This is a genomic window from Colwellia sp. MB02u-14, assembly GCF_014076915.1.
GTDB lineage: Bacteria > Pseudomonadota > Gammaproteobacteria > Enterobacterales > Alteromonadaceae > Colwellia_A.
Genome location: NZ_JACGUX010000063.1, coordinates 1 through 23,226, shown reverse-complemented (window position 1 = coordinate 23,226; position 23,226 = coordinate 1). Strand labels below are relative to the sequence as shown.

The following is a 23,226-nucleotide window of genomic DNA, read 5'->3' as shown; positions in this document are numbered from 1 at the left end:
TTAAATTTAGGTTTTTTAATTAAATGCAGTTAATACGCGGTATCCACAATATTCAAGCTGAAGATCATGGCTGTGTGTTAACCATAGGTAATTTTGATGGTGTTCACTTGGGACATGCTCGTGTGATAAAAGCCTTAATTGAAAAAGCCAAAGCATTGAACTGTTCACCTGCAGTGATGATCTTTGAGCCACAGCCACAAGAATTATTTTCTCCTAATACGGCGCCTGCAAGACTGACACGTTTGCGAGATAAATATTTTTTATTAAAAAATTTGGGTGTTCAACGCTTAATTTGTGTGAACTTTCATCGAGAATTTGCCCGCAAAAGCGCGTCAGAATTTATAGAGCAATTATTAGTAAAACAATTAGGTATTAAACATTTAATTATTGGTGATGATTTTCGTTTTGGCAAGAACCGTCTTGGTGATTTTAGTTTACTTAAGCAGGCAGGTGAAAAATTTGATTTTACTGTTTCTGATACCGCAAGTTTTAAGCTTGAAGACAGTCGGATTAGCAGTACTAAAATACGTAAGGCCCTCGAAAATAATGAGTTAGCCGATGTAGAAGAAATGCTGGGTCGTGCTTATTCCATCATAGGTCGTGTTTTTCATGGTGATAAGCGTGGTCGGCAGTTGGGGTTTCCAACAGCGAATGTGCTACTTAAAAGACGAGTTTCGCCCATTTCAGGTGTATTTGTTGTAAAAGTTAATACGGTTGAAGATTGTTTTTATGGTGTGGCTAATATAGGTTCAAGGCCTACAGTTGCAGGTATAAGACAACAATTAGAAGTACATATCTTTAACTTTAATAAAGATATATACGGTCAAACTATTGAAGTGGTTATGCTGAAAAAACTAAGAAATGAAATAAAGTTTTCATCACTAGATGAATTAACAATGCAAATATCACAAGACAGCGAACAGGCAAAGGCCTTTGTTCAAAACTTGTAAATAAACAGATACGTGAGTTAATAATAAAATTAATATGTAACCGATGTTGATTTTATTATTAACTTATCAGAAGCTAACCACCAGTTAGCGAATATAACAACGGATAATGATTTAAATGAGTGATTACAAACAAACCCTAAACTTGCCAGCTACTTCTTTCGCGATGAAAGGTAATATGGCAAACCGTGAACCAAACATGCTAAAAGAGTGGGCTGAGAAAGACTTGTATGGCCAAATTCGTGAAGCTAAAAAGGGTAAAAAGTCATTTATTTTGCATGACGGCCCTCCGTATGCAAATGGTGATATTCATTTAGGTCACTCAGTTAATAAAATTCTTAAAGATATTATTGTTAAATCAAAAACATTATCTGATTTCAATGCGCCATTTGTTCCAGGTTGGGATTGTCATGGCTTACCAATTGAATTAATGGTTGAGAAAAAAATTGGCAAGCCGGGGCATAAAGTCTCAGCGAGTGTTTTTCGTGAAAAATGTCGTGAATATGCAGCCAAGCAAGTTATTGGACAGTGTGAAGATTTCAAACGTTTAGGTATTTTTGCTGATTGGGAAAAACCTTATCTGACTATGGATTTTGGCACCGAAGCGAATATCATTCGTGCTTTAGGAAAAATTGCTGAAAATGGCCATTTACATCAAGGATTCAAACCTGTTCATTGGTGTACAGATTGTGGTTCTTCTTTAGCTGAAGCTGAAGTTGAGTATAAAGATAAACAGTCTCCTGCGATTGATGTGAAATTTACTGTTGTTGATCAAAGCGTTGCAGACAAGTTTGATCATCCAGAAGGTCATCAAGGTGAAGGTAACGTTTCAGTTGTTATCTGGACAACAACTCCTTGGACATTACCGGCTAACCGCGCAGTTTCGGTAAATGCTGATGTTGAATATACGTTAGTACAATGTGAAACAGAGCAAGGTAAAGAACGTTTTATCATTGCGTCTGACTTAGTCACAAGTTGTATGGACCGTTTCGGAATTGATAAATACCATGCGTTAGGTTTTTGTAAAGGTAGCGATTTAGACTTAGTGCAACTAAAACATCCTTTTTATGATTTTACTGTGCCAATGATTCTAGGTGAACACGTTACTACCGACTCTGGTACAGGTTGTGTTCATACAGCGCCGGGTCACGGTGTTGAAGATTTCGTGGTGGGTAAAATATACAACCTTGAAGTGGCAAATCCTGTTGGTGCGAATGGTGTTTATTTAGAAGATACGCCATTGTTTGCTGGTCAACATGTTTTTAAAGCCAATGCGAATGTCGTTGAAACATTGAAAGAACATGGCACTTTAGTACACCACCATGCAATAGAGCATTCTTATCCGCATTGCTGGCGCCACAAAACACCCTTAATTTTTCGTGCTACACCACAATGGTTTATTAGCATGGACAAAAAAGGTTTACGTCAAGATTCATTAAACGAAATTGAAAAAACCCAATGGATCCCTGATTGGGGCCAACGCCGTATTGAATTGATGGTTGAAGGTCGTCCTGATTGGTGTATTTCACGCCAACGTACGTGGGGCGTGCCAATGGCATTATTTATACATCAAGATTCAGGTGCTTTGCATCCACGTAGCATTGAGTTAATTGAAACAGTTGCTAAACGTGTTGAAGAAAAAGGCATTCAAGCGTGGTTTGATTTAGACGCTGCTGAACTTATTGGCGATGACGCAAAAGAATATATAAAAGTACCTGATACCTTAGATGTATGGTTTGACTCAGGCACTACGCATTACTCTGTTGTTAATGCACGTGAAGAGTTTGATGGTGTTGCAGATTTATATCTTGAAGGTTCAGATCAACATCGTGGTTGGTTTATGTCGTCAATGATTTCATCGGTAGCGATGAACGGTAAAGCACCTTATAAACAAGTACTAACTCATGGTTTTACCGTTGATACGAACGGCCATAAAATGTCTAAATCTTTAGGCAATGTTATCACCCCAAAAGAAATTACCAGTAAGTTAGGGGCTGATATTTTACGTTTATGGGTAGCTTCAGTTAACTATACGCAAGAAATAACCGTCTCTGACGAAATTTTTAAACGCCAAGCCGATGCTTACCGACGTATTCGTAATACTTCGCGCTTTTTATTATCAAACCTTAATGGTTTTGATCCAAAAATAGATTCAGTTGCTTTTGATGATATGGTCGCTCTTGATCGTTGGGCTGTTGATAAAGCCGCACAGTTGCAAGCAGAAATTGTTAGCGCTTATGACGAATATGAATTCAATGTAGTTGTTCATAAACTGATGAACTTCTGTACTACCGAGTTAGGTGGATTCTATTTAGATATTATTAAAGACCGCCAGTACACCGCGAAAGACGACAGTACGGCTCGTCGTTCATGTCAAACAGCCATGTACTTAATTGCTGAAGCGATGACGCGTTGGATGGCACCTGTTTTATCTTTTACTGCACAAGAAATTTGGCAGGCGCTACCGACACCATCTGGTGAAACACGTGATGAATTCGTTTTTACGGGTGTTTGGTTTAATGGCTTGCCTAAAGCAGAAACAAGTAATGCATTAAACAATGATTACTGGAATGAAATTTTACTGGTGCGCACTGAAGTAAACAAAGCCTTAGAGAATGCCCGTAAAGAAAAGCAAGTAGGTAAAGCACTTGAAGCGTCAGTTACTTTATATACTACCGCTGAGTTAGCTGAAAAATTACAGCAGTTAGGCGAAGAACTTCGTTTTGTTCTGATCACCTCTAAAGCGACGGTTGAAGTGGTTGAAAGCGCTCCAGAGGGTGTCTTAGCAACTGAGATTGAAGGTTTATGGTTAACTGTTGCTCCAGCAGAGGGGACTAAATGTGAACGTTGCTGGCATGTTACTGAAGACATAGGACAAGATGAAAAGCATCCTGAACTTTGCGGACGTTGTATAACTAACGTAGAGGGTGAGGGCGAGATACGCCAATTCGCCTAAATGTTTCCAAATATCTTTGTTACTTCACTCAATAGCGGCACCGAAAGTACTCGCCTAGCATACTAGGCTGTGTACTTTCTTTTTGTTCTATAGTGAATTAACGTTGATATTGTGAACATTCTAACTCTCTTATTGTTTAAAAATAAAAAATTGAAAAATAATAAATATGCAAATGAATAAACTTTTTACAGAAACAGGTTTTAAATGGTTATGGTTAACCGTTTTATTTTTGATCATTGACCAAGTAACCAAGTATTTAGTTGTTAACGCTTTCAACTTGGGCGAATCAATGAATATTTTGCCTTTTTTCGATTTAAGATATGTTCAAAACCCTGGAGCCGCTTTTAGTTTTCTTGCGGATCAAGACGGGTGGCAACGTTGGTTTTTTACCATCATTGCTGCTGTTGCTAGTGTGGTATTTTTAGTGTGGTTGGCTAAAACGCCAAAATCAAACCCATTATTGAGTATCGCTTTAGCGTTTATGCTAAGTGGGGCAGTGGGTAACTTAATTGACCGTGCATTATTTGGCTATGTTATCGATATGTTAGATTTTCATATTGCTGGTCACCATTGGCCCGTTTTTAATATTGCCGATTCTGCTATATTTATCGGCGCAGCTTTGATGATATATGATTCATTTAAAAATGGTGAACCAGCAAAAAAATACGAAACCAAATAACGCTTAATAGATAAGAGTATACGAGAAATATAATGACTATGTTAATTACTGAAAAATCTCAAGTTATCACACATATCACCATGAAACTATCTGACGGCTCAGCTGCAGACAGTACAAAAGTTAATAAAAAACCGGCTAAAATAGTGATGGGGGATGCAAGTATTTCACCTGCTTTTGAAGCACAACTATTAGGACTCGCCGCTGGAGATTCTAAAGAATTTACCCTTGAAGCAAAAGATGCTTTTGGCGAGCCCAACCCTGACAATTTCCATTACGTTGACGCTGACAAATTTGGTAGTGACGTGCCTGCTGAAGTGGGCAGTATTATTACGTTTACTCAACCTGGGAATATAGAATTACCAGGAATGGTAAAAGAAGTGGTTGGTACATCCGTAACTATTGATTTTAATCATCCGTTAGCTGGACAAGCTATTACTTTTGTTATTGATATTGTTGAAGTTTTATAGCCGTTAACTCTTAGGACTTGTATGTAGTCCCTTAGGAACAGATCATGGAAATTATTTTAGCTAACCCTCGTGGTTTTTGTGCCGGTGTAGACCGAGCCATTAGCATTGTCGACAGAGCACTCGACTTATTTGGTGCACCTATTTATGTGCGCCATGAAGTCGTACATAACAAGTTTGTTGTTGATGGCTTAAAAGACCGAGGCGCAATCTTTGTTGATGAACTCTTTGAAGTTCCCGATGATAATACCGTTATTTTCAGTGCTCATGGTGTCTCTAAAGCTGTTCGTAAACAAGCTAAGGATCGCGGCCTGAAGGTGTTTGACGCGACTTGTCCGTTAGTCACTAAAGTACATATGGAAGTTTCACGTACGAGCCGTAAAAATATTGAATGTATTCTTATTGGTCACGCCGGACACCCCGAAGTGGAAGGGACTATGGGGCAGTATGAAAGTGAACAAGGTGGAATTTATTTAGTTGAGTCAGTTGCTGACGTAGCAACACTTGAAGTTAAAGACCCTTCCCAATTGTATTACTGTAGTCAAACAACATTATCAATTGATGATACCTCTGAAGTCATTGATGCCTTAAGAAAAAAGTTTGTGTTAATTAAAGGCCCACGCAAAGACGATATTTGTTATGCGACTCAAAATCGTCAAGATGCTGTGCGTACTATCTCTGCAGAAGTTGATCTACTTTTAGTCGTAGGGGCGAAGAATAGCTCTAATTCTAATCGTTTACGTGAACTCTCTGAGAAGTTGGGCACACCTTCTTACTTGATCGATACCTTTTCTGATATTCAACCACAATGGCTTGATAATATTAAAAAAATTGGTGTTACTGCGGGGGCTTCAGCACCTGCGATACTTATACAACAAGTTATTGACGCATTAAAAGACTATGGTGGTCAAGAGGTTATCGAATATCCTGGCCGAGAAGAGAACACCGTATTTGCGGTACCTATAGAATTACGCTAGTCTTAAAATATTAGGTTAAGTGATTGAATATAATTTTACCCTCCTTTAAGCGGTAAAATTTTAAGTACACTAATATCAATATTCATTACTTAACTTTATTATCATGAATAGTCGCTGTGGAAATTAGCTATTCAATAATAAATTTTAAGGTATGGGTTAATGCGGTTCACGTTTGTGATTTTTAACACATATAAGTTTACCACTGAATTCTTCGCCCTAGGCCTAGTTTCGATTGCTTTTGCCTGTAAAATATTATTTTTATTTTTTTACCGTTTATTACTTAAAAGTATACTCGCCCGTGTTGTTTCTTTTATTTTTTTCCCTCTCGCTCTATATTTTAAAGCACAATTTATTTGGCTAGTTAGCCACGATTGGCAGTGTATTAAGGAATGTTATGCGCAATAACTTATTTAGGATTAATTACCCCAATAAAAACCCACTTTCAGTGAATAAGGGGATGACACTTATTGAAGTTTTAGTCGCTTTGGTGATTTTAGTGACGGGAATTTTTGGCGCCGTAGCTATGCAGGCATCGGCTAAAAAAGGTAGCTTTGATGCGATGCAACGTTCTGTCGCCTCAGCGTTAGCGCAAGATATTATTGAACGAATGCGTAGCAATGACTCTGATTTTTTAGTCTTAGAGACCTATCAAGGTGTTTATGGTGCCGCTTTAAACGCAATACCTGGCGAGAGGTGTAATTCAGCTGACTCTTTGTGTACGAGTGCTGAAATGGTGACCAATGACTTGTATGAATGGGAAGTCAAGTTAATGGGGGCTGATGTAACCGCTGGAGGTAAAAATTCAGGGGGATTAGTGGGCGCTTTTGGCTGTATTGATCATAACAGAAACGCAGTCACCGTGGTGATCAGCTGGCAAGGTAGAATAGAAACGGCTGACGGCTATGATGCCAATAACAATAGTTCAGCGGCTGCAACATTAGCCAACGCTTGTGGCACAAGTGATAATAAACGTCGACAAGTTACCATTGAAGCGTTCGTGTATTAATACAGTAAACGGCTAGTTGGTGTGAAGTGACAAAATTTATTGCGTTTATTTTAGACAAGAGAAAATGATGTTTAATGCTCAACGAGGTTTTAGTTTAATCGAAATATTTATATCGCTTGCGGTAGGTTTAATGTTGCTGTTAGGTATATTAAGTATTTTTGTTGGTATGAAAACGACGACTGTTGAGACCACCAGTTATGGGGAGTTACAAGAAAATGGCAGATATGCGATTAGTTTACTCAGTGATGACCTATTACGGCAAGGTTTTTGGGGAGATTTATCGGGATCACTTGATGTAAGTGGCTTGGTAAGTTCACCTTTACCAATGACGGTTGCGGGTGATTGTATTGGTGAAGGCGTAAATAATGCTAGTTTTCCTGCGGCCATTGGTCATTTTAGAACGTTGTGGGGCAAAACAGTCAACAATGCCACTTTAATGGGCTGCATTACCAATGCAAAAATAGGCTCAGATGTGTTGCAGCTCAAACGAGCGGTTTCATCGACTATAGCCTTAGCCGATATCTCTAGTGATGATTATTATATTATTTCAAATTCAAATACCGCAGGTATATTTGCTGGTGGGACTGCAGTACCCAGTGTAAACTTTGGTCAAATTTGGGAATATCAACAGCATATTTATTATATCCGTGAAGACAGTCAAGGTACTAATAACGTACCCGTTTTAGTGCAAGGTCGATTACAAAATAAAGCGTTAGTGATGAACCTTGATATGGTGGTCGAAGGTATCGAATATATTCGTTTTATGTATGGTGTCGATACGACTAATAATGGCGTAGTGAATGCTTTTATTTCAGCTGATAACATGGCCAATAGTCACTGGGATAATGAAAGTGATGTTCGAATACTCGCGGTTAAGATTTTTGTCTTAGCACGAAATATTTTACCGGATCGAGATTACGAAAATTTAAATAGTTATCAGCTTGGTGACCTCAATATTGATTTTATTGATGGGGATGGTAAAGGTGATAACTATCGACGTTTATTATTTAGTTCTACCATTACACTTTACAATGCGAGGGTCGACTCATGGCCATAAGGTTAATAAAACAAAATCATGCACTCTATCACCGAAATTTAAATCAGCAGTACCCTAAGCAAAGTGGTGTCGTACTGATTGTTTCACTGGTTTTTTTGATTGCTTTAACTGCAGTTGCTGCTGCATTGATGCAAAATACCACCATCGATATGAAAATGTCAGGAGCAAGTGAAGAAAAAGTGGTGGCTACCCAAGAAGCGGTAAGCGCCATTGATGAAGTTATTTATAAAGAAGTAACACAAATAAGCGGAACCAATGCTTTTGCTTCTGAAATTGCAAGATTTCCACTTTCACCAACAGTGAGTAGTGCAATTAATACCAGCGCAGAAATAACGCTGGCTAACCCGTATAAGATTGAAGCCGATTGCCCCCACTCTCGAGCGGCTTCTTCTGTACAAGTGTTTAAGTGTAATGTACTTAAAGTGCAGGTTACTCGACTGTATGGTCGCACCAATAAAAGCACTATTGAAGTTAATTCAGGTGTATCGCAACAACTACTTAATGTGGGGAACTGATGATGAAAAAGTTATTATTACTTGGCTTATTGATATGCACATCACTTACTGCTTATAGTGAAGATATTGAACTTTATATTGGTGATGCAGCACAACGTACTGGCAATAAACCACAAGTACTGATTATTTTTGATAACTCTGGCAGCATGAATAGTCTAGAATCAGTCGATGAACCTTATGATCCTGATACAGTTTACCCTGCAGTTGGAGGGTTAAACTCGTTATCTTATAAATATATTTATTTCACCAAAGGTGGTATTGATGGTGCTTCTTCAATTACCCCCGACAGTCCAAGTGAAAGCCGTCGTTTTCTTGATGCAATAAATAGCTGTGCAACTGCCCGTGAACGTTTAGCATCTGTTGGCTTTTATACAGGACACATTCGTGAATATGCCTTTCAAGGAAACTCAGGTAGCTGGCAAGAAATTCCTGATAACAATGGTACTAATATTGATGTAATTGACTGTGAAGATGATGTTAATTTAGTGCCTGCAAACCCAGAAGATAATGCAGGTATAGAAAAAAATGGCGGTACCGTCATTGATTTACCTGACGGCTTTCCTATCGATGGTGAGGGTTCGACACAAAGCCCTATTTATTATACGCCAAGCGCCAATAATTCAAATGTTATTTGGTCGGGTGAGGTTGTTACGCTTTATACCGACAACTATTTGCGTTGGGCAAATAGTGAGTCACTCGACCAGGTCAATCGTACCCGTTTAGAAATAGCACAAGATACGGTGACTGATTTAATTGAATCAGCACCTTCTGTTGATTTTGGCTTACAAGTTTTTAATTATAATCACTCCGGTGAATATGTCCGTGACGGTGGCAGAATTGTTTTTGGTATCCAAGAAATGACCGCAGCAGCTCGCGCTGAATTAGTAAATATAATTGATTTAGATATTGATGCTGAAACAAATACACCGTTATGCGAATCTCTTTATGAAGCCTCGCGATACTTTAGTGGTAAGTCAGTAGACTTTGGTGATAATGATTCAAATGCTGGACGTAATTATCGAGGCAATACGCCGCCAAGAGATATAACAATTGAAGATGGAGGGGTCTATAAATCTCCCTATAATTCGTGTACTAATGAAGTTTATGTGATCATTATTACTGATGGGGAGCCAACTCGAGATCTTGCCGCTGACAGTTATATTAAAGGTTTACCTGACATTGGATTACCTTTTGATGTCAATGGCACGGACAATTATTTAGCTGCGCTTGCCGGTTGGATGCATACTCATGATCTACACAGCACATTACCCGATGTGCAATCAGCAACACTTTTCACTATCGGTTTTGGTCAAGATGCTATTGATGATGCGGGTGAGTTATTGCGAGAGGCTGCAAGGTTAGGAGGAGGGCAATATTACCCGGCTAGAGATCCTAGTGCCTTACTCGCCTCACTACAGGCGGCATTAACCAATATTTTAGAAGTGAACACCAGTTTTACTGCACCTTCAGTTGCCTCAAATAATTTTGACCGCACCGAAACCTTAGATTCTGTTTATTACGCAATGTTTGTTCCCGATCATGGTGCAAGATGGCAAGGAAATTTGAAAAAATTAAAAGTGACTAATGGTAAGCAGGTCGATAGAGTTGGTGTTGCAGCGATTGATGATAATGGTAATATTTCAAAAGACGCTAAAACTTTCTGGACAACTGAGACAACACCCGATGGCAATGATGTTAAAAAGGGCGGGGTGGCTGAAATGTTACGCACTAAATCAGGTCGTTTTATCATCAGTGACCTTGGTTTGAATGATACTTTAGTGCCCTTGACCCAAACCAATGCTGAAACATCATACGGAGATGCTGCCACACTGGCTGTTAAATTGGATGTCGCGGTTAATGAAATTGACAGTATGCTTAACTGGGCGAAGGGAATTGATGTTGATGATGCTAATAACGATGGTTTAATCACTGATATTCGAAGTGATGTTTTTGGTGATCCATTACACTCTAAACCTTTAGTTGTTAACTATGGAGGTGTCAGTACAAGCCAGGATATCCGAATTATTGTTGGTACCAATGCGGGCGTTTTACATATGTTTGACGATAATGGAGCAACAGTTGATGAAAGCTGGGCTTTTATGCCTAAAGAATTTTTTTCAAAAATAAAAGGTTTACGTGAAAATTTTACTTCATCAGGTAAATCATACGGCATAGACAGCCCCGCCGTTTCATACTTACTGGACGTCAATGGTGATGGGTCTATTGATAGCGCAAGTGGAGATAAAGCGTGGATATTTTTTGGTTTACGTCGTGGTGGCTCTTCATATTATGCTATGGATGTTAGTGACCCCGATACTCCTAAGTTATTGTGGCACATAGATGCAAGCTCAGCAGGATTTAGCCATTTAGGACAATCATGGTCGCAACCTAAAATAGGATTTTCAGCGCTTAACATAGAAAATGGTACACCAAAACCTGTACTCTTTTTTGCTGGCGGGTATGACACAACTAAAGATAACTTAACCGTTGGTGCAGATGATACCTTAGGCCGTGCTGTTTATATGGTCGATGCAGAAACAGGTGTATTAAAATGGGGGTTAAGCCCTGATGCAACGAGTGCGACTAATACTCAATTTACTGAGATAACTGATAGCGTGCCTTCTAGCCTCGCTATCTTAGACAGTGATTCTGATGGCTTAACAGACCGTCTTTATTTTGGCGATACGGGTGGAAATGTTTGGCGTGTTGATATGCCCGGCAATGCTCCCTTTAGTGGAACATCGCCGTGGACTGCTTTTAAATTAGCTAAGTTGGGCGGAACAACTCATGCGACAGATCGCCGCTTTTTTAGCGAACCTTCAATTGCTAGAACATACATTTCAGACACGGTAGAAACTACATCAGTTGATGCTAATGGTATTAGTTCAACCGTGGTAACAAAACAGGAAAGACCCTACGAAGCAATACTTATTGGAAGTGGCGACCGATCAACACCTGCGGCCAGTGACACTGACGATAAATTTTTCATGATTAAAGATGCAAATATTATCACTACCTCATTCGTTTCTTCACCCACCCACCCTCAACGTTCCATTCCTTCAGTTATATTAGCGAGTGATCTTTATAATTATACAAATAATCCGTTTGGTCAGGCGTTGACTGCAGCTGCTCGTCAAACACTGGAAATAGCAGTAGGCAACAAAAAAGGGTGGTTTATTGATTTCGTGGGTAATGGTGAGAAAAATACGGCGTCAGCTATTGTTATAAATGGTGTCGTATATTTTACCTCTTTTACGCCCGCTGCCGTATCTTCTGATCCTGATAGTTGTGAATTAAGTGATGGTTCTGGTATTTTATATGCAGTTAATTTAGCGTTAGGTACGACTGTTTATGATTGGAGGACTTGGGAAATTGCTGCTGGTATTCCTGATACACCTTCAATTATTATTACTAAAGATCCACAAGAGCCTACCGTACCATGCTCTGAAAATTGTGCTCCAATTGAAGAAGGAGAGGTGATAGCCACAATAAAGCTTTTGGCAGGTAAAATTATTCCGTTGGGTATTAGCTTAGAAACCTCAAGAACCTACCTTTATGTGACGGAGTCGAAGTAATGATAAAAATATCAATAGTCAAAGGTTTTACCTTACTTGAACTCATGATCTCAGTCGCGGTGGTTGGGATCATAGCTTCGGTTGCTTATCCGTCTTATATTGACAATATTTCCAGAGCAAACCGTAGTGAAGGTCAACGCGAGTTACTTCGATTAGCAAGCTTGCAAGAACAGTATTTTACTGACCACAGAGAGTACACAACAGATATGACAAAGTTAGGTGTTTCTGCTGATCCTTACATAACAGATTCTGGGTTTTATAGCATAGATGCTTCAGTTGTAGGGGTAACTTATATATTGACCGCGTCGGCTAGAGGCACGCAAGCAACAAATGATTCGTCTTGTTTAATGTTATCTATCACTGATACGGGTAAGAAAGCTGCAACATCAACCAATTGCTGGGAGTAATATGATGAAACTATTATTTAAGCGTTATCTCACGCCAAGCTTACTTTTAGCTAGTTTACTTTTTATAAGTATCGACAGTATGGCAAAAATAGGCGCACAAGCATCAAAAATCAAGGTTAAATGCCATGTTGAATTAATGGGCGGGACAGATATTATTCACTTTGGCATTATTAAAGCTAACGGCATTGCAAAATATACTCATTGGCTAGTGGGTAAAAAAGTGGCAACAGGGATTTCAAAGAAAAAGCAGCAAATTCATAAGGTAAAAGAGTGTGTAAAATCTCAAGATGATTTCACGAGTGCTGTTTCAAAACAATTAGATGAAAATACCGCGCGTTAATTGTGGCTAAACTAAAGACAATTAATTTCATTACCTGAGCGGTCTTCATCTATATCGTCGTTATCTGTATCAGAGGTAACATAAGAACGTCCAGATGAACTCACTGTTATTCCGCGTGACTTTTCAGCATAACCTTGTGGACAATAGCTAAAAGGGGTTGCACTAACACCTCCTAATATACTGCCAGTTGGTGTATATATAATGCTGTTTTGGCCGTATTGGAGTTTATCATTGTTCTTTATTTGAGCCTTTACGGTGATTAACCTTTCATCATTAGCTGGCTCATACGTTTTGTCACCATCAATATCAATAAAGACGCTGAGTTCCTTGTGCCAATTAGTATCGCAACGGCTACTCGCATTGAGTGGGCATAGAGTAACCGTTTGTTCTGCATTTATGGCGGTATTTCTCGCTGTTAATAACATACGTTGCAAGTGAGAAATTTCATTGTCGACGCGTGTCTCCACCATGAAACTGTTGAAATTTGGCAGCGCTATCGCCATTAAGGTTGCCGCAATAGCAATGGTGACCATTAGCTCAACCAGAGTAAAACCATGTTGTTTGTTGTTTGATTGCAAATCATAACTCTTCATAATATCAGCCTTAACTTCTGTTATATCAATGAGAGCACTTAGTCAGTCTTATTGATTACATCATATTCAAAACAGCGTCAAGAATATTTCAATATGACTAAGTTATATCACTTAAGCTAATATTTCGCTAGGTTACTCAGCTGGATATGAGAAACTAGATTTTTTTGGTATTTACAGAACATTGAATTTTGATGGTGTAACTTATTTTAATTTATTAGTTACAATGAATTATTCTGCCACTGCGATTTTCATCTATGCCATCCATATTTTGGTCGGTAGATAAATAAAAGCGACCAGCCCCTGAAATAATAATTCCCCGTGACTTGTTACTATGATTTTTTGGGCAGTAACGAAAAGTACCATTTCCCCCCCAAACCGCAAGCCGGCCGCTAGGAGCATAAATTAATGCTGTTCTTCCTTGGGCGTATTGCAATTTATCACCAGACTTTATCGCTAACTTTATTTTTATAACAACTTCAGCGCTTGAGGGATCAAGGGCTTTATTTTTATTGTCATCATAAAATACACTTAGCTCTTCATGCCATTGGTTAGAGCACTGTCCTGATTTATTTAATGGACATACCGTAACAAAACGTTCTTGATTAACCGCATGATTCCTCGTTAATAAGAGCAACCGATGCAGAGCTGAAATTTCATTATCAACCCGTATTTTGATGACTAAATCTGCAAAGCTGGGCAGTGCTACTGTAGCGATAGAGATCAGTATAGCGAGAGTGATTAATGTTTCAATGAGGGTGAAACCAACGATTTTTAATGTGATGTATAACATAGTAGCAAGCCGTCCGTTGGCTAAATTAATGTGCTACTAATTATGGTTGTTAACTTTTAATTTACAAGCTATTTGTATTTAATTAACTGTAGATTGTTGGGATAGCTAACCTCTTATGTTGTGTTTTTTTATAAATATTCATAATAAGTGTCTGTATTTCAGGTGTTACCTGCTTTCCTTCAAGAAAGTCATCTAAATCATCATAACTCATCCCTAAAGCATCTTCGTCTGTTTTACCCGGTTCCAAGTCTTCTAAATCAGCTGTTGGTGCTTTATTGATTAACAAGCCTGGAGCACCTAATTTTTCAGCCAATGATCTTACTTGGCGTTTTGATAGGCCAAATAAAGGCGCTAAATCACAGGCACCGTCACCCCATTTAGTAAAAAATCCAGTAATATTTTCTGCTGAATGATCGGTACCTAAAACAAGTGCACCGACAATACCGGCTATATGATATTGCATGACCATTCTGCTACGGGCTTTTACATTACCTTTTGAAAAATCAATTTTTGCTTCATTGGCTAATAATATATTTGCTTGATTCAGTGCGTTGATAGTTTCAGTGTGAATACCATTTGCCGCATCAGCAATATTAGTGGTTAAGCAATGTGTCGGTTGAATGAAGCTCAAAGCAAGTTGAGCATCGTCTTCATCGGCTTGAATGCTGTAAGGTAGTCGCACAGCAATAAATTGATAAACCATGGTTGAATTTTTATTTAAAACTTTTTCTTCAGCATTGAGCTCTGAAACGGCAAGTTGAGCAAGACGACCGCAAGTAGAAGAGTCAACGCCACCACTAATACCTAAAACTAAATTCTTTAATCCTGACGTCTTAAGTGTCTTTTTTATAAATTCAATACGGCGCTTTATTTCAAAATCGATATCTATTTGTGGTAAAACTTTCATTTCATTTATAATTAATTGCAGATCCATTGAATGTCCTTTGCCATTTATTCGATAAGAGAAATAACCTTATTGTAACGTATCCCCGTGATACTTCAAAATAAAGGAAACTAGCATTTTGGAGTTTCAGGGGGTATCTAAAATTTAAATGGCGTAGAATAAATATAGCGCTTGGGTTTAATTCATATAATTGTGTACAATTCAAAGTATATTTTGCGGGTAATGGACAATAAAAATGAAAAAAATTGAAGCAATTATCAAACCCTTTAAAATGGATGACGTGCGTGAAGCACTGAGTGAAATCGGGGTTACCGGAATGACAGTTTCAGAAGTTAAAGGCTTTGGCCGACAAAAAGGCCATACCGAACTCTATCGTGGTGCTGAGTACATGGTAGATTTTTTGCCAAAAGTAAAATTAGAAATTGTTGTTGCCACTGAGCAAGTAGAGCGCTGCGTTAACGCCATTATTGAAACGGCACAAACGGGTAAAATTGGTGATGGAAAAATTTTTATTACTGATGTTGAACGTGTCATTCGTATTCGTACAGGCGAAGAAGACGAAGCAGCTATATAAATTTTTTAGGTAAATTAGTCATAAAAAAAGCCCACTTAGTCTTTATACTAAGTGGGCTTTATTTTGAGCATAATTTAACGCGTCAAAAAATTATTATTTGGATAATTAGCGACTAATACTTGCTTAGCATTAGTTTTTAAATCCATTAAACCTAACTTGTCGTAACACTCAATCATAATTTCTAAAGCTTGTTCTACTTGTTGGCTTGGCGAGAAGTATTCAACAATATATTTACCACGATTTGCTGCTGATGCCCACGCATCACGTTTCATGTAAAAACGGGCGACGGACAATTCATATTTAGCTAACCGTGATTTTATACCTATCATACGTTTGCGTGCATCAGCGGCATATTTACTTTGAGGTAAGTCAGTAATAATTGTTTTAAAATCTTTAAAGGCTTCACGGGCCGCCGTTGGATCTCTGTCTGAACGATCAATCCCGGCTAATTCTTGGAACATATTATCTTCAGTCGATATATTGATTAATGCGCGCATGTAATAAACATAATCAAGGTTTACATGATCTGGGTTTAAGCGTAAGAATCGATCGGCTAAAGCGATGCCTTGAGCTGAGTCACTACTCTTATAATAGGCGTAAATTAAGTCTAATTGTACCTGATGAGAAATAGGTCCAAACGGAAAGCGTGAGTCAATTGCCGATAAAATTTGGATAGCTCTTTGGTATAAGCCACTATCAAGCGCAGTTCTAGCATCAGTGAATAATGCTTGCGCTGACTTGTCTGGTACCTTTTCAATATCGGTTTTATCTGATGACGAACACGCCGCTAGCCCTAATGAAAGCACTAGTATTATCATTTTCATTGTCAATTTTTGCATAGACTTCGGTATCACTACTTTGTTTTAGTTAAAGGTATTAGTTAAATAAATATACGTCCTTTGCAAATTACTTAATGTAATTGAATTAGCAAAGAGGTAAAATAAACACTGGCATTCTAACCTAGCATACTTGCCTTGCACAGCGCTAATTCATAGTAAATTTATAGAGAGTTAAATAGAAATTTTAATGGCTGAAATAATTCAACATACAGATACGGTTCCTGAAACTTGTTTAGGTAAACGATTCGACCAAACATTAGCTGAGATGTTCCCTGAATATTCTCGTTCTCGCATAAAAGAATGGATCTTAGCAGGTCACGTTACTTTAAACGGCGCTATTTTAATCATACCTCGCGAGAAAATGTTTGGTGGGGAAGTTGTTAAAATATCAACTGAAGTTGAAGGTGATGTGCGATTTGAACCACAAAACCTTCCTTTAAATATCGTTTATGAAGATGACGATATTATCGTTATTAATAAGCCTGCTGGTTTTGTTGTTCACCCTGGAGCAGGTAATCCTGACGGTACCGTGCTTAATGCTTTATTGTATTATTGCCCACAGCTTAATGTTGTACCTCGCGCAGGTATCGTTCACAGACTTGATAAAGACACAACAGGCTTGATGGTTATTGCTAAAACAATTGCTGCGCAAACAAATTTAGTTGATGCTATACAAGAGCGTGAAATAACGCGTGAGTATGAAGCGATTGCTAATGGTTTAATGACCGCTGGTGGTGTGGTTGATGAACCCATAGGTCGTCATTCAACTAAAAGAACACACATGGCTGTTAGTCCTTTTGGTCGTCCATCGGTAACGCATTATCGTGTAATGGAAAAATTCCGTTTACACACACGTTTAAGATTACGTCTTGAAACAGGTCGTACGCACCAAATTCGTGTTCATATGGCGCATATTACTCACCCATTGATTGGTGATCCTAATTACGGTGGTCGTCCACGCCCACCTAAGAATGCGACAGAAGATTTGCGGGATGTACTTCGTGGTTTTAAACGCCAAGCATTACATGCGGCAATGTTGTCATTGTTTCACCCTATCACCGGTGAAGAAATGACTTGGCATGCACCTATTCCAGACGATATGGTGAATTTGACAAATATTTTGCGTGAGGATTCAAAACTTAACGCAACAGACGACTATTTATAATAGTCTCTACAATGTAGAGTGGCCAGTACAAAATGTACTGGCTTTTACTACGACAAGACTCGTTCCTCAACAAAAAACGTTATCCTTTAATCATTCACACTCTTCGGCATACGACCAATTTAATTTGGGCAAACATGTTGGTGATGATCTAGAGCATGTCAACAAAAATAGAGCTTCGTTACTCGCATACTTACCGTCGAATACCAAAATTCAATGGCTTGAACAAGTGCATGGTAATAAAGTTGTTACTGTAGAGTCTCATTCAATAACGCCTTTAGTAGCTGATGCAGCAATCACTCGGCAAAAGAATATTGCTTTAGCCGTAATGACTGCAGATTGTTTACCCATACTATTAACATCGATTGACGGTAATGAAATTGCGGCCATTCATGGCGGATGGAAACCCTTAGCTAAAAATATTATTGCTCATACTCTTGATAATATGAAAACGGCGAATGAAAATGTTATTGCCTGGTTAGGTCCTTGTATTGGTCAATCTGTTTTTGAGGTAGGTGAAGAAGTAAAAATAGTGTTTGAACGTCAATCTGAAAAATTTTCATTGGCTTTTGTTCCTGCTGAGCAATCTGTTTTACCAAAAACTGAAGGTAACAATAAATACTTAGCAAACTTAGCGATGATCGCAAAAATTCAATTAAATGCACTTGGCATTAATAAGGTTTATCACTTAAATCACTGCACTTATTCTGACGAACAACAGTATTTTTCTTATCGACGAGATAGTATTACGGGCAGAATGGTTTCGATAATTTGTCGAAATTAGTTGTAAACATATAATAAAGTCAGTAAAACTTATTCCAAATCAAAAGCTTTTCACTTCTTTCCTTGAAATATTTCAATTTTATCCTTATCTATAAGGTATAAAAGAATATGTTTATTTATTAAGTAGGAGAGTCCCATGCGTTTAGATAGATTAACCCAAGCATTTCAGGTGGCTATTTCTGATGCCCAATCAATAGCATTAGGGCGGGATCATCAATTTATTGAACCCGTGCATATTATGCTCGCACTATTAAATCAGAACGCGAGTAGTATTATTCCATTGTTGAAAAGTGCGGGTATTGATGTGAGATCACTGCGCGCTCAAATAGAAACGGTTATCGAAAAACTCGCTCAGGTTTCAGGATCTGGTGGTGATGTGCAACTTTCTTCTGCCATGGGGAATTTACTTAATCTCTGCGATAAATATGCCCAAAAAATGGGTGATAAATATATCTCTTCAGACGTTTTTATCCTTGCTGCCATCGAAGACAAAGGAAAATTGGGGCAAATATTAAAATCATTAGGGGCAAGTGAACAACGGGTACAAGATGCAATATTGCATGTGCGCGGGGGGCAAAAGGTTGATGAACCCAATGCAGAAGATATCCGACAAGCACTCGATAAATATACGATTAATCTAACTGAACTCGCAGAGCAAGGAAAGCTTGATCCTGTTATTGGCCGAGATGATGAAATTCGTCGTACTATTCAAGTTTTACAGCGCCGTACAAAAAACAATCCTGTGTTAATTGGTCAACCGGGAGTGGGTAAAACCGCCATTGCCGAAGGCTTAGCACAGCGGATTATTAATCATGAGGTCCCTGAAGGTTTAAAGGGAAAACGAGTATTGTCACTTGATATGGGGGCACTAGTCGCTGGCGCTAAATACCGTGGTGAATTTGAAGAACGCTTAAAGGCGGTATTGAGCGAGCTAGCTAAAGAAGAAGGGCAAGTCATTTTGTTTATTGATGAGCTGCATACAATGGTTGGCGCAGGAAAATCTGATGGCGCAATGGATGCTGGAAATATGTTAAAACCAGCACTCGCCCGTGGCGACTTACATTGTGTAGGTGCCACAACACTAGATGAGTATAGAAAGTACATTGAAAAAGATGCGGCTTTAGAGCGTCGTTTTCAAAAAATATTAATTGAAGAGCCCAGTGTTGAAGACACCATTGCTATATTGCGTGGTTTAAAAGAACGTTACGAACTTCATCATAGTGTTGATATTACTGATCCTGCTATTGTTGCTGCTGCTACTTTGTCACATCGCTATATAAGTGATAGGCAATTACCTGATAAAGCGATAGATCTTATCGATGAAGCTGCATCAAGTATTCGCATGCAAATAGATTCTAAGCCAGAAGACTTAGATCGCTTAGAACGTCGTATCATTCAACTAAAATTAGAGCAACGAGCATTAGAAAAAGACTCAGATGATGCTTCTAAAAAACGTTTAGGGTTGATCTCATTAGATCTCAGTGTTTGCCAAAATAACTTTGACGAATTAGACGAAATTTGGAAAACAGAAAAGGCTGCTTTACATGGTACACAGGCTATAAAATCTGATTTAGAACAGGCAAGGCTTGATTTAGAGGCTGCGCGACGTGTGGGCGATCTTAACCAAATGTCTGAATTACAATATGGCAAAATACCCGAATTAGAAAAACAACTCGATTTAGCAAGCCAAGCAGAAATGCAAGAAATGACATTATTAAAAAATAAGGTCACAGAAGTTGAAATTGCTGATGTGTTAAGTAGAGCAACGGGTATTCCTGTTTCAAAAATGTTAGAAGAAGAGTGTGATAAGTTATTACAAATGGAAGATAATTTACATCAACGTGTTATTGGACAAACTGAAGCGGTTGTTAGTGTGTCAAATGCAATTAGGCGTTCAAGAGCTGGGCTTGCAGATCCCAGTCAGCCGATTGGTTCATTTTTATTCTTAGGTCCTACCGGTGTTGGGAAAACAGAATTAACTAAAGCTTTAGCGCATTATCTTTTTGACAGTGAAGATGCTCTTATTCGTGTCGATATGTCTGAATTTATGGAAAAACATTCAGTTTCTCGCTTAGTGGGGGCTCCTCCAGGTTACGTAGGATATGAAGAAGGTGGCTATTTAACCGAAGCTGTTCGACGCAAGCCCTATTCAGTTATTCTCCTTGATGAAATTGAAAAAGCGCACAGTGATGTCTTTAATATTCTATTACAAGTGCTTGATGATGGACGATTAACTGATGGCCAAGGACGTACCGTTGACTTTAAAAATACGGTTATCATTATGACCTCTAATATTGGCTCCGATCACATACAAACATTTGCAGATGATGGTCAATATGAAGAAATGAAAACAAAGGTGATGTCAGAGGTGAGTTTACACTTTAAACCTGAGTTCATTAACCGTATTGATGAAACCGTTGTTTTCCATCCCTTAATTTCACAGCAAATAGAAAAAATAGCGGCGATACAAATTGATAGTTTACAAGAACGTTTAGCGGATCAAGATATTAAGTTATCAATAACACAGGAAGCGTTAGCGCTAATTTCTCTGGCTGGATTTGATCCATTATTTGGTGCAAGGCCTTTAAAAAGAGTGATCAGACAGAAAATTGAAAATCCTTTAGCGCAGAAAATACTTTCTGGATCCTTTAAAAATAAAGGTGAAATAAATATAGACGTAAGTAATGGAGAGTTAGTTTTTAGGCATTGAAAATAAGCGGTTACTCTTCTTTTTTTATCGGCGCACAGTAAACCTCTGTGCGCTTTTGGTTTATTGCTAATTGCTGATTTTTTTCTTGTTCATTTAATATCTGTTTAACACCATTTTCATCCGTATATTGCAACTTTTTAAACGCTAACAACATGGTCAGATTCTCTTTTGCCTCCTTACATTTTTCAGATGTATTTATTGTTGATGGAATATTCTCTTTATCACTCTTAGGTAATTCACTTTTATTGGCAGGTAAAAGGGGCATAACATCGGCACGGCTAATGACTTTAGATTGGTTTGAAATTAAAAACTGCGTGTATTCATCGTTAATAGGTTGATGTTGACTAAAGTGTACGACATTATTTTTGTCAAGCCAGCGATAGACCACAAGCTCACTCGCAGAACAATAGCTAACATAAATAACAAGCCCGAAAGATATAATACGAAAATTCATTGAGCCACCCATAAGTTTTGAGAGAAAAGTCCCTTATACTTTATATAACAACACAATTGAAACTATACAAATATAAGCAAAAGAATATTGTTCTATTACTCTCTAATATACCCATCATATAAATTTATGTTAGATTTAAATAAATAACTTTAAATAACTTCTTAAACAAGCGCACCAACAATGAATGATAAAAAAATAAATACTAGCACTCCTTCTAAAGGTATTTACTTACTACCTAATCTATTAACCACAGCAGGTCTCTTTTCAGGATTTTATGCCATAGTTTCATCAATGAACGGCCACTTTGTTAGTGCATCAGTGGCAATATTCATTGCGATGATATTTGATGGCTTAGATGGGCGTGTTGCAAGAATGACCAATACACAAAGTGATTTTGGTGCAGAATATGACAGTATGGCTGATATGGTATCTTTTGGTATAGCACCTGGGCTTGTTGCATATAACTGGGCACTATCGAGTTATGGGAAATTTGGTTGGTTAGCCGCTTTTGTTTTTGTTGCTTGTGCAGCACTTCGCTTAGCGCGTTTTAATACACAAATGGGTATTGCCGATGCACGCTTTTTTCAAGGGTTAGCTAGCCCAGCAGCGGCTGCAGTAATTGCGAGTTTAGTTTGGGTTGGCGCAGAATATCAAATAAACGGCCAAGACTACGGCACTGTTGTTGGTATTATTACCATGCTTTCAGGGGGGTTGATGGTAAGTAACTTTCGTTATAACAGCTTTAAAGATGTTGACTGGAAAGGGAAAGTGAATTTCTTTGTTGTGCTATTGATCGTACTAGCCTTCGTTATTGTTGCTTCTAGCCCAGAGAACGTACTACTTATCATCTTTGGTTTCTATGCGTGCTCCGGACCTTTCACTACTATTCGTTCTGTTAATAAGTTAAAACTAGAACATGTCGTCGGGGATGATAAAGATGAAGACTTTAAAGATCCGAAAGAAAAATAGCTTAAAACACTCAATTCTTGTTTGAACATATAGGCACTTTTGCGATAACTTTACTTTAGCTGCTCAAATAATCTGCAGCGCAACCGGGGATTGTACGTTAACTAACCAAAAAAGTGATTGTTTCAAAGTTATGACAAAAAAGGGTTGACGCCCAGCGAAAAATGTCTAGAATGCGCTCCAGTTCCAAGGGGTTCAGTTAAAACGAACCACGAAAGAGCTGTTTTGATAAGTTATCTACATCGCTTTAGGGCAAAGTCGTTAACTTAACGTTTTAAAAGTAAGTTTGAAGCTTTATAAGAAACTTCAAATTAAATTAAATAAAACGTTGACATCAAAGCTGAGGAGCGTATCATGCGCATCTCGCTTCAGGCAAGGCCTGCAGCAATGGAGCAACGCTCCGAAGGTATAAACGAATGGGTTTTATATCTAACTCTTTACTTTGAGTAAATGAGTTTTTCTTTAACAATTAGTTATCATGCAATTTGTGTGGACACTCACATTACATTGATTTTACATAGTCGGTTC

21 protein-coding genes are annotated in these 23,226 nt (G+C 38.3%); 16 read left to right on the top strand and 5 right to left on the bottom strand.

The features are described from left to right. The first annotated feature begins 23 nt into the window (after positions 1–23). From ribF to H4J52_RS06620, 11 genes are all read left to right on the top strand, one after another. On the top strand, positions 24–950 hold the full coding sequence (gene ribF, locus H4J52_RS06670) for a bifunctional riboflavin kinase/FAD synthetase (protein WP_182181617.1): 927 nt from the start codon (positions 24–26) through the stop codon (positions 948–950). Positions 951–1,065: 115 nt separating this feature from the next. Further along, a complete protein-coding gene (gene ileS / locus H4J52_RS06665; protein WP_182181616.1) occupies positions 1,066–3,903 on the top strand; it encodes an isoleucine--tRNA ligase in 2,838 nt (945 codons plus the stop codon). A 172-nt stretch (positions 3,904–4,075) separates the two neighbouring features. Further along, positions 4,076–4,582 (top strand): signal peptidase II, encoded by a 507-nt coding sequence (gene lspA, locus H4J52_RS06660; RefSeq protein ID WP_310649974.1) that lies wholly within the window; start codon positions 4,076–4,078, stop codon positions 4,580–4,582. A 32-nt stretch (positions 4,583–4,614) separates the two neighbouring features. Further along, positions 4,615–5,049 (top strand): FKBP-type peptidyl-prolyl cis-trans isomerase, encoded by a 435-nt coding sequence (gene fkpB, locus H4J52_RS06655; RefSeq protein ID WP_220460114.1) that lies wholly within the window; start codon positions 4,615–4,617, stop codon positions 5,047–5,049. 44 nt (positions 5,050–5,093) lie between these two features. Beyond that, on the top strand, positions 5,094–6,023 hold the full coding sequence (gene ispH, locus H4J52_RS06650; protein ID WP_182181614.1) for a 4-hydroxy-3-methylbut-2-enyl diphosphate reductase: 930 nt from the start codon (positions 5,094–5,096) through the stop codon (positions 6,021–6,023). A gap of 394 nt (positions 6,024–6,417) precedes the next feature. Further along, positions 6,418–7,029: a type IV pilus modification protein PilV gene (gene pilV / locus H4J52_RS06645; RefSeq protein WP_182181613.1), complete on the top strand. Its 612-nt coding sequence runs from the start codon at positions 6,418–6,420 to the stop codon at positions 7,027–7,029. A 67-nt stretch (positions 7,030–7,096) separates the two neighbouring features. After that, positions 7,097–8,086: a PilW family protein gene (locus H4J52_RS06640; RefSeq protein WP_182181677.1), complete on the top strand. Its 990-nt coding sequence runs from the start codon at positions 7,097–7,099 to the stop codon at positions 8,084–8,086. After that, a complete protein-coding gene (locus H4J52_RS06635) occupies positions 8,077–8,601 on the top strand; it encodes a PilX N-terminal domain-containing pilus assembly protein (protein ID WP_182181612.1) in 525 nt (174 codons plus the stop codon). Before H4J52_RS06640 ends, H4J52_RS06635 begins: the two co-directional genes overlap by 10 nt. A gap of 2 nt (positions 8,602–8,603) precedes the next feature. After that, positions 8,604–12,176 (top strand): pilus assembly protein, encoded by a 3,573-nt coding sequence (locus H4J52_RS06630; RefSeq protein ID WP_182188798.1) that lies wholly within the window; start codon positions 8,604–8,606, stop codon positions 12,174–12,176. Beyond that, positions 12,176–12,583: a type IV pilin protein gene (locus H4J52_RS06625; RefSeq protein WP_182181610.1), complete on the top strand. Its 408-nt coding sequence runs from the start codon at positions 12,176–12,178 to the stop codon at positions 12,581–12,583. Before H4J52_RS06630 ends, H4J52_RS06625 begins: the two co-directional genes overlap by 1 nt. Before the next feature lies 1 nt (position 12,584). Next, positions 12,585–12,923 carry a TapY2 family type IVa secretion system protein gene (locus tag H4J52_RS06620; RefSeq protein ID WP_182181609.1) on the top strand — a complete coding sequence of 113 codons (339 nt, stop codon included), beginning with the start codon at positions 12,585–12,587 and terminating at the stop codon, positions 12,921–12,923. 11 nt (positions 12,924–12,934) lie between these two features. Here H4J52_RS06620 and H4J52_RS06615 read toward each other — a convergent pair whose 3' ends face one another. The 3 genes from H4J52_RS06615 to nadE all read right to left on the bottom strand — a co-directional run bounded on the left by H4J52_RS06615 (position 12,935) and on the right by nadE (position 15,240). After that, complete coding sequence (locus H4J52_RS06615) at positions 12,935–13,516, bottom strand: GspH/FimT family pseudopilin (RefSeq protein WP_182181608.1); 582 nt, start codon at positions 13,514–13,516, stop codon at positions 12,935–12,937. A 214-nt stretch (positions 13,517–13,730) separates the two neighbouring features. Continuing rightward, positions 13,731–14,306 carry a GspH/FimT family pseudopilin gene (locus H4J52_RS06610; protein WP_182181607.1) on the bottom strand — a complete coding sequence of 192 codons (576 nt, stop codon included), beginning with the start codon at positions 14,304–14,306 and terminating at the stop codon, positions 13,731–13,733. Positions 14,307–14,388: 82 nt separating this feature from the next. Beyond that, positions 14,389–15,240 (bottom strand): ammonia-dependent NAD(+) synthetase, encoded by an 852-nt coding sequence (gene nadE, locus H4J52_RS06605; protein ID WP_182181606.1) that lies wholly within the window; start codon positions 15,238–15,240, stop codon positions 14,389–14,391. A 205-nt stretch (positions 15,241–15,445) separates the two neighbouring features. Between nadE and glnB the strand changes: the two genes are divergently transcribed. Next, a complete protein-coding gene (gene glnB / locus H4J52_RS06600) occupies positions 15,446–15,784 on the top strand; it encodes a nitrogen regulatory protein P-II (RefSeq protein ID WP_182181605.1) in 339 nt (112 codons plus the stop codon). 74 nt (positions 15,785–15,858) lie between these two features. On the opposite strand, the gene H4J52_RS06595 is transcribed toward glnB, so the two are convergent. Beyond that, complete coding sequence (locus H4J52_RS06595; RefSeq protein WP_182181604.1) at positions 15,859–16,623, bottom strand: outer membrane protein assembly factor BamD; 765 nt, start codon at positions 16,621–16,623, stop codon at positions 15,859–15,861. Positions 16,624–16,810: 187 nt separating this feature from the next. Between H4J52_RS06595 and rluD the strand changes: the two genes are divergently transcribed. The 3 genes from rluD to clpB all read left to right on the top strand — a co-directional run bounded on the left by rluD (position 16,811) and on the right by clpB (position 21,278). Further along, entirely contained in the window at positions 16,811–17,788 is a 978-nt protein-coding gene (gene rluD / locus H4J52_RS06590) for a 23S rRNA pseudouridine(1911/1915/1917) synthase RluD (RefSeq protein ID WP_182181603.1), read from the top strand. Next, positions 17,748–18,569, top strand: a complete 822-nt coding sequence (gene pgeF / locus H4J52_RS06585; RefSeq protein ID WP_182181602.1) for a peptidoglycan editing factor PgeF — start codon at positions 17,748–17,750, stop codon at positions 18,567–18,569. The genes rluD and pgeF overlap by 41 nt, the downstream gene beginning before the upstream one ends. A 135-nt stretch (positions 18,570–18,704) precedes the next feature. Then, complete coding sequence (clpB, locus tag H4J52_RS06580) at positions 18,705–21,278, top strand: ATP-dependent chaperone ClpB (RefSeq protein WP_182181601.1); 2,574 nt, start codon at positions 18,705–18,707, stop codon at positions 21,276–21,278. Positions 21,279–21,288: 10 nt separating this feature from the next. On the opposite strand, the gene H4J52_RS06575 is transcribed toward clpB, so the two are convergent. After that, entirely contained in the window at positions 21,289–21,732 is a 444-nt protein-coding gene (locus tag H4J52_RS06575; protein WP_182181600.1) for a DUF4124 domain-containing protein, read from the bottom strand. A 180-nt stretch (positions 21,733–21,912) separates the two neighbouring features. Here H4J52_RS06575 and pssA point away from each other — a divergent pair, with 180 nt between their 5' ends. Then, positions 21,913–22,701 (top strand): CDP-diacylglycerol--serine O-phosphatidyltransferase, encoded by a 789-nt coding sequence (pssA, locus tag H4J52_RS06570; protein ID WP_182181599.1) that lies wholly within the window; start codon positions 21,913–21,915, stop codon positions 22,699–22,701. Positions 22,702–23,226 lie beyond the last annotated feature (525 nt).